The 10,775-nt window shown below is 76.1% G+C and carries 10 protein-coding genes; 5 read left to right on the top strand and 5 right to left on the bottom strand.

Features of this window, described 5'->3' with window-relative positions; translation table 11 throughout:
- Positions 1 to 738, bottom strand: a 738-nt coding sequence (locus tag Sru01_RS26620) for a HAMP domain-containing protein (RefSeq protein ID WP_203990990.1), incomplete at its 3' end; no start/stop codon positions are given.
- Positions 739 to 960: 222 nt separating this feature from the next.
- On the opposite strand from Sru01_RS26620, the gene Sru01_RS26615 reads away from it, so the two are divergent.
- Both Sru01_RS26615 and Sru01_RS26610 read left to right on the top strand, forming a co-directional pair.
- Positions 961 to 1,659, top strand: a complete 699-nt coding sequence (locus Sru01_RS26615; RefSeq protein ID WP_203990988.1) for a response regulator transcription factor — start codon at positions 961 to 963, stop codon at positions 1,657 to 1,659.
- Between the two features lie 76 nt (positions 1,660 to 1,735).
- Complete coding sequence (locus Sru01_RS26610) at positions 1,736 to 2,881, top strand: sensor histidine kinase (protein WP_203990986.1); 1,146 nt, start codon at positions 1,736 to 1,738, stop codon at positions 2,879 to 2,881.
- A 15-nt stretch (positions 2,882 to 2,896) separates the two neighbouring features.
- On the opposite strand, the gene Sru01_RS26605 is transcribed toward Sru01_RS26610, so the two are convergent.
- Positions 2,897 to 4,333: an ATP-binding protein gene (locus tag Sru01_RS26605; RefSeq protein ID WP_239137760.1), complete on the bottom strand. Its 1,437-nt coding sequence runs from the start codon at positions 4,331 to 4,333 to the stop codon at positions 2,897 to 2,899.
- Complete coding sequence (locus tag Sru01_RS26600; protein ID WP_203990984.1) at positions 4,330 to 5,988, bottom strand: NAD(P)/FAD-dependent oxidoreductase; 1,659 nt, start codon at positions 5,986 to 5,988, stop codon at positions 4,330 to 4,332. The genes Sru01_RS26605 and Sru01_RS26600 overlap by 4 nt, the downstream gene beginning before the upstream one ends.
- Before the next feature lie 80 nt (positions 5,989 to 6,068).
- Here Sru01_RS26600 and Sru01_RS26595 point away from each other — a divergent pair, with 80 nt between their 5' ends.
- Positions 6,069 to 6,629 (top strand): hypothetical protein, encoded by a 561-nt coding sequence (locus tag Sru01_RS26595; RefSeq protein WP_203990981.1) that lies wholly within the window; start codon positions 6,069 to 6,071, stop codon positions 6,627 to 6,629.
- Between the two features lie 9 nt (positions 6,630 to 6,638).
- Here Sru01_RS26595 and Sru01_RS26590 read toward each other — a convergent pair whose 3' ends face one another.
- Complete coding sequence (locus Sru01_RS26590; RefSeq protein ID WP_239137759.1) at positions 6,639 to 7,277, bottom strand: hypothetical protein; 639 nt, start codon at positions 7,275 to 7,277, stop codon at positions 6,639 to 6,641.
- Between the two features lie 107 nt (positions 7,278 to 7,384).
- Here Sru01_RS26590 and Sru01_RS26585 point away from each other — a divergent pair, with 107 nt between their 5' ends.
- The gene (locus Sru01_RS26585) at positions 7,385 to 8,641 is read left to right on the top strand and encodes an N-acetylglucosamine kinase (protein WP_203990979.1); all 1,257 of its coding nucleotides are present in this window, start codon (positions 7,385 to 7,387) and stop codon (positions 8,639 to 8,641) included.
- Here Sru01_RS26585 and Sru01_RS26580 read toward each other — a convergent pair.
- Positions 8,622 to 9,905, bottom strand: a complete 1,284-nt coding sequence (locus Sru01_RS26580; protein ID WP_203990977.1) for a glycoside hydrolase family 10-like protein — start codon at positions 9,903 to 9,905, stop codon at positions 8,622 to 8,624. The genes Sru01_RS26585 and Sru01_RS26580 overlap by 20 nt on opposite strands.
- Before the next feature lie 238 nt (positions 9,906 to 10,143).
- Between Sru01_RS26580 and Sru01_RS26575 the strand changes: the two genes are divergently transcribed.
- Positions 10,144 to 10,775: glycoside hydrolase family 3 N-terminal domain-containing protein (locus Sru01_RS26575; protein WP_275412214.1), on the top strand; the 632-nt coding region annotated here is incomplete at its 3' end.

Raw genomic sequence — 10,775 nt, 5'->3', positions numbered from 1 at the left:
CTCGACCATCGTGTTGACGGTCAGCTTCAGCTCCAGCAGCTCGCCGGCCGCCTCGACGGTCACCGACCGGGTGAGGTCGCCGTCGGCCACCGCCTTGGTCACCACCGCGATGTCGCGCACCTGGGCGGTGAGCCGGTCGGCCATCGTGTTGACCGCCTCGGTCACCTCCCGCCAGATGCCGGACAGTCCCTGCACCCGGGCGCGGCGGCCGAGCCGGCCGTCGGTGCCGACCTCGCTGGCCAGCCGGGTGACCTCATTGGTGAACAGCGAGAGCTGGTCGACCATCTGGTTGATCCGCCGGCCGAGCCGCCGCAGGTCGCCGCGCAGCGGGCGGCCGCCCTCCTGCAGGTCCATCCGCTGGGTCAGATCACCGTCGGCCACCGCGTCCAGCACCCGGGTGGCGTTGGCGGTGGGCACCACCAGGGCGTCGATGAGCCCGTTGGTCGACTCGACCATGGCGTTCCACGCGCCGGGGGCCTGGCTCGGCGCCAGGCGGGCGTCGATGCGGCCGTACCGGACCACCTCGCGGTAGACCCGGCCCAGCTCGGTGACGCTGTGCTCGCCGCGGTCGGCGATCTGGTTGAAGACGTCGGCCAGCTCGCCGCGGATCCCGTCGTAGTCGCCGGGGAGCCGGCGGCGGAAGTCGCCGTCGCGCAGCGCGGTCATCGCGCCCAGCAGGCAGCGCAGGTCGCCGACGCGGATCCAGCCGTCCCGCGTGACGTCTTCGGCAGTGGTCATGACCACGTGAACAGCCCCTTCGCGGGCCGGGCGGCCCGCTCCCCCTGTGGCGGTCACTTACCCGACCGACAGTAGAGGACCTGGATGCCTGGGCGATATGCCCGCTTTGCCGGTTTACTCAGTCCGGTGAAAAGCTTGCCGGAACGCTGGCACGGCACCGGCGACCACCCGTCATCGGTCCCCTTCGCCGCAGGTCGGCGGCGGATATGCTGAAAGGTGACCATGGAGGAGCCGCGGCGGGACAGCAGCGGGGGGCAGCCGGCCGGGCCGGCCGGCGGCCGCCCCCGGGTGGTCGTCGCCGACGACGACGTGCTGCTGCGCGAAGGGCTCTGCCACCTGCTCGCCCACTACGGATACCAGGTGGTCGGGCAGGCCGGCGACGGCGCCGCGCTGCTGGAGCTGGTCGCCCGGCACCGGCCCGACGTGGTCGTGGTGGACACCCGGATGCCGCCGACCTACACCGCCGAGGGGTTGCGGGCCGCGGTGGAGATCCGCCGGCGGTTCCCGCGGATCGGCATCGTGGTGCTGTCCGCCCATGTCGAGGTGGCCCACGCGATGGAGCTGATGGCGCAGGGCGACCGCATCGGGTACCTGCTGAAGAGCCGGGCCACCGAGGTCGCCGACTTCCTGGACGCGCTGCGCCGGGTGGCGGCCGGCGGCTCGGCCGTCGACGCGTCGCTGGTGCGCGAGCTGGTCGGCGGCCATCCCGGGCCGCCGGCCGCGCTGGGCGACCGCGAGCGCGAGGTGCTCGCGCTGATGGCGCAGGGCTGCACGGACACCGAGATCGCCGGCCGGCTGGGGATCGGCGCCGAGGAGGCGGCCGGCACGGTGCGCGGCGTGGTGACCGCGCTTTGCCTGCCGTTGACCGAGGCCGGGCACCACCGGGTGCTGGCCGTGCTCGCCTACCTGGATTCCTGCTGACGGCGGGGATTCCGCCGCCGGTCCGATCTACCCGTCGGATGTGCGTAATCGCAGGTCAAGGCGGCACAATGGCGGTATGAAGACCGGGGCCGCCGGCGTGGTGAAACGGCACCGTGACCGCATCGTGGACGTGATGCTGGCGATGGCGGTGCTCGCGTTCACCGTGCCCACCACGCTCAACGGCGAGCACACCGGCCTGCTGGTCCCGGCGCCGATGTGGGTGGAGATCGCCTCCGGCGTCGTCGCCGCGGCCGCCATGCTCGTCCGGCGCCGGGCCGTCTGGCTGATGCTCGCCGCCGCGACGGCGTGCGCGGTGCTGACCACGCAGACCATCCCGCTCACCCTGGCCGCCTACTCGATGACCGCCGAGGGCGCGGTCCGCCGCTGGCCGTGGCCGGCCGCGGTGATGACCGCCGCCTACATCGCCATCGACTACGTCAACCCCTACACCGACCGGTTCCTGTACCTCGCCACCATCCGCGGGCTGACGCTGGTGATGCTGCCCGCGATCGTCGGCACCTGGGTGCGCGAGTACCGCCACCTGGTGGGCGAGCTGCGGGCCGGCGTGCGGGTGCGCGAGGAGCAGGCCGCATCCCGGGAGCGGCGGTGGATCGCCGCCGAGCTGCACGACACGGTGACGCACGCGGTCACCGCCATGGTGCTCAACGCCGGCATCATCCAGGAGAGCGCCGGCCGCGGCGAGATCGGCCGGCTCGCCGCCGTCATCGAGGACAAGGGCATGCGGGCGCTCGCCGAGCTGCGCGAGCTGCTGAACGTGCTGCACCGCGAGGAGGTGCACCAGTCCGCCGCGGGCGTGGAGGCCATCCCCCAGCTGGTCAGGGACGCCAAGTCCACCGGCCTGCGGGTCGCGCTGCGCATCGACGTGCCCGAGGCGCTGCTCCCCCGGCAGGTCAGCCACTCCCTCTACCGGGTGGTCCAGGAGGGCCTGAACAACGTCCGCAAGCACGCGCCCGGCGCGCGGGTGCGCGTCGAGTGCGTCGCGTCCGGCGAGATGATCAACGTGCTGGTGGTCAACGGACCCGCCGGGCAGGGGCTCCGGCGGGAGCTGCCCGAGCAGGTGCCGGCCTCCGGATACGGGCTGGCCGGGCTGCGGGAGCGGGTGAGCCTGGCCGGCGGGCGGCTGGAGGCGGGGTGCACCGCCGACGGCGGTTACGCCCTCACCGCCAGCATCCCGTTCCGTGCCGTCGCCCCCACCGGCTGACCCGGTGCCCCGCCCTCAGCCGGTGAGGGGGAGCAGCACCCGGAACCGGGTGTCGCCGGGGACGGACTCCACCCGGATGTCGCCGCGGTGCTTGTTGACGATGATCCGATAGGAGATGTCCAGCCCCAGGCCGGTGCCCTCCCCCACCGGCTTGGTGGTGAAGAACGGCTCGAAGATGCGCGGGCGGACCTCCGGAGGGATGCCAGGCCCGGTGTCGGCGATCTCGACGAACACCCGGGCGTCGTCCCGCCCGGTGCGCAGGGTGAGGGTGCCGCCGGCCGTGCCCATCGCGGCCACCGCGTTGTCGATCAGGTTGGTCCACACCTGGTTCAGCTCGGCGGCGTAGGCGGGGATGGGCGGCAGCGTGCGGTCGTACTCGCGGACGATCCGCACGCCGGGCGGGAACTTGGCCTGCATCATGGTCAGCGTCGCGTCCAGCAGCTCGTGCACGTCGACGGTGCGGTGCGCGGCCCGGTCCAGCTGGGAGTACTGCTTGGCCGCGGTCACCAGGGTGGACACCCGGGTCACCGCGTCGTCGATCTCGCCCATGAGCAGCTCGGTCTCGATGGTGTACCCCAGCCAGCGGACGGCGGCCTCCAGGTTCTCCCCGCCCACCGCATCGACGATCTTGGCCAGCCACGCCGTGTCGGCGCCGCCGGCGACCAGAGTGGCGGCCAGGTCCCAGCCGTCGGGCACGCCGTGCTCGTCCAGCCAGTCGGCCAGCTCGTCCTCGGCGTCCGCAGCGGCCAGCGCGCCGGGCGCCTCGGCCTTCACGGCCCGGGCGACCGCCTCCTCCTGCAGCTCGACCAGGTCGTGCAGCCGGGCCCCGTCCAGCCGGCCGTCGGCGATCATGGCCAGCTTCTTGCGCATGCCGGCCACCCGCTCGCGCAGCACGGCGGTGGCCCGCACCGCGGCCGCGGCGGGGTTGTTCAGCTCGTGGGTCAGCCCGGCCGACAGCGAACCGAGCGCCAGCAGCCGCTCGCGCTCGCCGATGATGGTCTGGTTGGCCCGCATGCCGAAGAACATGCCCTCCAGCAGGTGCGTCGCCATCGGGAACCACTCGCGCAGCGCGCCGGCCAGCACCCCGGCGGAGATGGTGAACATCTCCACCTCGCCCACGGCGTGCGCGCTGCCGCCGTAGACCTGGCCGGCCCGGTCGCCCAGGTAGGCCTGCATCGCCCCGGCGTACACGCCGCGCTGGTCGGTGCGGTTGATCTCCACCTCGTCGCCGTGGATGAGGCGGGTCAGCGCGATGGTCCCGCTCAGCAGCACGTAGAAGCAGGTGGCCGGCTCGCCCTCCCGGTAGATCGTCGCGCCGCCCGGCCAGCGCTCCACCCGGCCGTTCTCGGTGAACCGGGCGAGCTGGGCGTCGTCCAGCGACTCGAACAGGAACAGCGTGCGCAGCTCGTCGGCGCTCAGCCGGCCGGCGGGCGGGGGGACGGGCTCGCTCACGGCGCCTCCAGGTATCGATGCACGAGGGCCACCGCCATCGCGCCCTCGCCGACGGCCGAGGCGACGCGCTTGACCGAGCCGGCCCGCACGTCGCCGGCCGCGAAGACGCCCGGCATGCTGGTCTCCAGGTGGTAGGGGTCGCGGGGCAGCGGCCAGCCCGGCGGGCGGCGCCCGCCGGCCAGCAGGTCGCCCCCGGTCAGCAGGAAGCCCCGGTCGTCCCGGGCGACGGCCTTGGCCAGCCAGTCGGTGCGCGGCTCGGCGCCGATGAACACGAACAGCCAGGACGCCTCGGCGTCGCGCGTCTCGCCGGTGCGGGTGTCGCGCAGCGTCAGCCGCTCCAGGCGGCCCTCGCCCGCGCCGCCGGCCACCTCGGTGTACGGGTGCACCTCGATGCCGTCGTTCGCGGCGATCTGGTCGATCAGGTACTGCGACATCGACCGCCGCAGGTCGCCGCCCCGGATCAGCATGTGCACCCGGCGGGCGTACCGGGAGAAGTAGATCGCCGCCTGGCCCGCCGAGTTGGCGCCGCCCACCACGTAGACGTCCTGGCCGGCGCAGCCGGGGGCCTCGGTGGCGGCCGAGCCGTAGTAGACGCCGCACCCGGTCAGCCCGGCCAGCCCGGGGGCGTCCAGCAGCCGGTAGGAGACGCCGGTGGCGAGCACCACCGTGTGCGCCGCGATGACCCCGCCGTCGCCGAAGGCGAGCATGCGCGCCGCCCCGGCCGACTCCAGGCCGACCACCTCGCGGGTGGTGAGCACCTCGGCGCCGAACTTCAACGCCTGCCGCCGGGCGCGGTCGGTGAGCTGGGCCCCCGAGACGCCGTCGGGGAAGCCGAGGTAGTTCTCGATGCGGCTGCTCTGCCCGGCCTGGCCGCCGGTCGCCCGCTGCTCCAGCAGCAGGGTGCGCAGGCCCTCGGAGGCGCCGTAGACGGCGGCGCCCAGGCCGCCCGGGCCGGCGCCGACCACGATCAGATCGTAGAAGTCCTCGGCCGGGCTGGTGGTCAGCCCGACGTGCGCGGCCAGATCCGCCTCGCCCGGCCGGACCAGGGACGTGCCGTCCGGGGTGACCACCAGCGGCACGTCGTCGAGGGTCAGGCCGGCCGCCGACAGCAGCCGGCCGCCCTCGGCGTCGTCGGCCGACAGCCAGCGGTAGGGCACCAGGTTGCGGGCCAGGAAGTCGCGGACCTCGTAGGAGGGGGCCGACCAGCGGTGGCCGACGACCCGGGTCTCGGAGATCGCCTCGTCCGGCGCGGCCAGCCAGGCGTCCAGCAGCGCGTCGACCACCGGGTAGAGCTTCTCCTCCGGCGGGTTCCACGGCTTGAGCAGGTAGTGGTCCAGATCGACGACGTTGATGGCGTCGATGGCCGCGTCGGTGTCGGCGTAGGCGGTGAGCAGCACGCGGCGGGCCCGCGGGAACAGGTCCATCGCCGCCTCCAGGAACTGGATGCCGTTCATCTGCGGCATCCGGTAGTCGGCGAGCATCACCGCGACCTGCTCGCCGCGCAGCTTGATCTCGCGCAGCGCCTCCAGCGCCGCCGGGCCGGAGTCGGCGCGCACCACCCGGTAGCGGTCGCCGTAGCGGCGCCGCACGTCCCGCGCCACCGACCGGGACACGGCCGGGTCATCGTCGACGGTGAGAATCGCGGGATTCGCCATGCATCACAGCAAAGCACACCTCGCGCGCCGGTCGCCGCCGCGGGGACCGGCCGGCCGGGCGGCTCGGTAGAGTCACCGCGATGGCCACGCACACGATCACCGCGCGCTGGGACGAGATCCCCGACGACGCCGACGACGTCGCGCTGGTGCGCGAGGGCGCCTTCCGGGCGTTCACCTGCGCCTGCGCCGCCCCGCTGCCGACCCGGATGGCCGCCGAGCTGCACGCCGCCGAGACCGGGCAGTGCACCGGCTGCCTGGGGTCGGGCGACGAGGAGGTGGTGCCGGGGTTCGTCCGGCGCTGCGGCTCGTGCGCCGCGACCGGCCGCCGGGACGTGCAGCTGCGCTGGGGCGCCGCGCACGGCGAGGCCGAACAGGTGATCACCCGGGAGCTGGTGCGCGAGCTGGTCGCCGGGTACGCCGGGCCGTTCCGGCTGTCGGAGGTGGCCGGCGCGGTCCGCGCCCGCCTCGGGCTGCCGGTCGGCCGGCTGCCGGTCGGGCCGCGGGTGCGCGACGTGCTGCGCGCCATGGAGGCCACCGGGGAGCTGGTGATGCTCTCCGCGCCGGACCGGATGCTGCGCGGCCCCTCGGTGGTGCTCTACCACGACCCCCGCTGGCAGCGGGCGGCCCCGGCCGGGGAGTGACCGCGCCGGTCAGGGCACCGCCAGGGACAGCACCGCCCAGGCCGGGACGGCCCCGGCCAGGGCACCCGCCGCGACCTGGGCCGCCGTGTGGTGCGCCAGCCGGACCCGGGCCCAGCAGACCAGCACGACGATCAGCGCGCCGGCGGCCAGCGTGGGCGCCGCCGGCAGCACCCGGGCCACCACCAGCACCGTGCCGGCCGACACCGCGGCGTGGAAGGAGATCTTCCAGCGCAGGGTGACCGGGACGGTGACCGCCAGGCCCGCCAGCATCGCGGCCACGGTGGCGACCAGCAGCCGGGGCGCGCCGAGGGCGGCGAGCAGCGCCAGCGCGGCGCAGACGGCGGCCACCGCGACCAGCAGCGGGCCGGTCCGCCGGGACCGGTCGACGATGTGCCGGGAGTCCAGCCGCCCGGCCCGCACGCCGAGCGCGATCACCAGCGCCGGGACGCCGCCGCACAGCGCGGCGGCCAGCAGGCCCCAGCCCAGGCCGGCCGGCCCGCCGGAGGCCAGCCCGACCAGCGGCGGCGAGGCGATGACCAGCACCTGCGGGGCGAAGATCTCGGTGACCAGCCGGGCGAGCCGGTCCCGCCGGCCGGGCTCGCCGCGTCCGGCCGCCTCCCGCGCACCCCTCGTCCGTCCGCCGGCCATCGCCCGCTCCCCCTCCTGGTACGTTCCGGAAAGAGGCAGACTGCCACATCCCCGGCCGGGCACGATCATGACGTGGCCGCGCGGGCGGGCGGCGGAACGGTGGTGCCATGGTGGGCGGGCGGCCCCTGGTGGTCGGGGTGGACGGCGGCGGGACGAGCACCCGCTGCGTGATCGCCACGCTGGAGGGGGAGATCCTGGCGCGCGGCCGCGCGGGCGGGGCCAACCCGCGCTCGGCCCGCGACCCGGGCGGCAACCTGGCGCGGGCGCTGTCGCGGGCGCTGGCCGGACTGGGCGCGCCGCACCGCGCGGCGGACGTGACCGGCGGGGTGTTCGGCCTGGCCGGGGCCGGCGGCCCGGGCCTGCGGCGGGCCCGGGAGCTGTCGGAGGGCGCCTGGCGCGCGGCGGGACTGCCCGGCCGGCCGGTGGTGACCGACGACGTCGTGGTCGCCTTCACCGGCGCGGTGCCGGACCCGGACGGCTGCGTGATCATCGCCGGCACCGGCGCGGTGGCCGCCCGCGTCGAAGGGCACCGGATCGTCCGGCGCTGTGACGGGTACGGCTGGCTGCTCGGCGACGAGGGGTCGGGGGTGTGGATCGGCCGGTGCGCGGTGCGGGCCGCCCTGGCGGAGCTGGACGGCCACGGCCCGGCGACCGCACTGACCGGCCGGGTCCTGCCCGCCCTGGCCGCCGCCCGGCCGCCGGCGGCGGAGCCGGACACGGCGGCGGGCTCGGCGGCGGGCTCGGAGCCCGAGCCGGACCCGGCGGCGGACGCGGAGCCGAACCAGGCGCGCAATCCACCAGCGGCGACGTCACGCCGGACGCCGTCCGGCACACCGGCGGGGACACCGCCGGGGACACCGCCGGGGACACCGCCGGACAGCCCGGCCGAGACACCGGCGGGCATGCCTGGGCCCCCGCCGGAGCCCTTGCCCGAGATCTCGCCGGAGACGGAGACCGCCGGCGGCCGGGAGCGGCTGGCCCAGCTGATCGTCGCGGCGGTGTACGACGGCGAGCCGGCCCGGCTGGGCGCGCTCAGCCCGGTCGTGGACGCCGCGGCCCGGGCCGGCGACCCGGTGGCCCTGTCGATCGTGGCCGAGGCCGCGCGGCTGCTGGCCGGCACGCTGGCCGCGGTCCGCCCGGCCGGCGCCGGGTCGCCCGTGGTACTGGCGGGTTCGCTGCTGACCGCGCCGACGCTGGTCGGCGAGCGGTTCCGCGCGGCGCTGCCCGCCGGCCGGGTCGTGCCGTCCCGGGACGGCGCGGCCGGGGCCGCCGCGCTGGCGGTGCGCGCCGCGCTTCCGTCGGGGCTCCAAGCGGGCGCGGCCGGGGCCGCGCACCGGCGGCTGCTCAGCGGGTCCGGCGGATGACCGGCGGCGGGGCCGGCGCGGCGTAGTGGTCGCGCACCACGCGGGTGATCGAGCCGAGCCGGTCGGCGCGCATGTCGGCGGCGCTGAAGAAGATGTCCCCGCCGATCTCCTGGTGCGCGGCGTTGAAGGTGAGGTGGCGGGACAGCTCGGCCGGGTCCCGCCAGGCGGGCTGCGGCGAGGCGCCGTCCACCTGGTAGGCGGCCTGGCCGATCCACAGCTCGGTGCCGGTGCCGGCCACCGCCCGGGCCCACCAGGGGGCGAGCACGGCGTAGTCGGCCACCGGCAGGCCGATCGGCCAGTACAGCTGCGGGGCCACGTAGTCGAGCCAGCCGCGGCGCACCCAGCCGAGCGTGTCGGCGTGCTGGTCGTCGTAGGACTGGGTGCCGCCGGTGGCCGAGCCGCGCGGGTCGGTCGCGGCGTTGCGCCAGATGCCGAACGGGCTGATTCCCCACTGCGCCCGTGGCTTCTCGGCCCGGACCCGCTCGCTCATCTCCCGTACCAGCAGGTCGACGTTGTGCCGGCGCCAGGCGCCGCGGTCGGGGAACCCGCCGCCGTACCGGGCGAAGGCGGCGGCGTCGCCGAACTCCTGGCCGGGCTCGGGGTAGGGGTAGAAGTAGTCGTCGAAGTGCACCCCGTCCACGTCGTAGCGGGTGACCGCGTCCATGATGGCGTCCTGGACGAAGGCCCGCACCTCGGGCAGGCCGGGGTTGTAGTAGAGCTTCCCGGCGTAGGGCACCGTCCAGCCGGGGTTGCGGCGCGCCGGGTGGCCGGGGGCCAGCCGGGCCGGGTCGGGCTGCATCGACACCCGGTAGGGGTTGAACCAGGCGTGGAAGGCCAGGCCGCGCTCGTGCGCCGCCTCGATCATGAACGCCAGCGGGTCGTAGCCGGGGTCGCGGCCCTGGACGCCGGTGAGGTACTGCGACCACGGCTCGTGCGGCGAGGGCCAGAAGGCGTCGGCCGCCGGGCGCACCTGGACGAAGACCGCGTTGAGCCGGCGGGCGGCGGCCAGGTCGAGCCAGGAGAGGTACTCGCTTCGCTGCCGCCCGGCGGGCAGCCCGGGGCATGACGGCCAGTTGGCGTTGGCGACGGTGGCGACCCACATGCCGCGCATCCGCCCGCCGGCCCGGGCACCGGCCGGGTCCTTGGCCCGGCCCGCGGCCGGTCCGGGGGCGGCGCCGGCGGCGGCCGCGGCGACCGGGGCCAGCGCGGCCGCGGCCACGCCGCCGAGCACGGCCCGGCGGGTCACGGGCGGCGGGCGGTTCATGGGGCCTCCAGGCGGGCGGGCCCGGAGCGGCCGGCGGCGCTGGGCGGGGCGGCGGGCTCCGGGCGGGCGGCCACTCCGGCGGCCGGCCGCGGTGGCCCGGCCCCGGCGTGACGATGACAATAACTTTCTACCCGAACATTTAGCCTGAAGGAAGTTGTCATCAACCCGTGACCTGGTCCGGCCGGCCCGGTACGTAGTCTGGCGGCGACCAGATACCGCGCGACCGGAAGCCTCGCCAATGCCGCACAGCCCCGACCTCGACCGGCTCGCCGCCGCGGTGCTCCAGCCCGGCTTCGACGGGACCGAGCCGCCGCGCTGGCTGCTCGCCGAACTCGCGCGCGGCCTCGGCGGCGTGGTGCTGTTCGCCCGCAACACCGGCGCGGACACCGCCGGGCTGGTGCGGCGGCTGCGGGCGGAGAATCCGCGGGTGATCGTCGCGGTGGACGAGGAGGGCGGCGGCGTCACCCGGCTGGAGGCGGCGACCGGCAGTTCCTGGCCGGGCAACGCGGCGCTCGGCACGGTGGACGACCCCGGCCTGACCCGGCGGGTCGGCGCGGAGATCGGCGGGCTGCTCGCCGCCACCGGGGTGACCCTCGACTACGCTCCGGACGCGGACGTCAACGCCGACGCCGCCAACCCGGTGATCGGCATCCGCTCCTTCGGGGCCGATCCCGGCCTGGTCGCCCGGCACACCGTCGCCTACGTCACCGGGCTGCAGGACGCCGGAGTGGCCGGCTGCGCCAAGCACTTCCCCGGCCACGGGGACACCGTGACCGACTCCCACCTGGCGCTGCCCACGGTGCACGCCGGCGAGGACCTGCTGGAGCGCCGCGACCTGGCGCCGTTCCGCGCCGCCATCGCGGCCGGCGT

It is taken from the genome of Sphaerisporangium rufum, assembly GCF_016863395.1.
GTDB lineage: Bacteria > Actinomycetota > Actinomycetes > Streptosporangiales > Streptosporangiaceae > Sphaerisporangium > Sphaerisporangium rufum.
The sequence above is the reverse complement of the archived record's forward strand: the minus strand, read 5'-3'. Positions and strand labels throughout refer to the sequence as shown.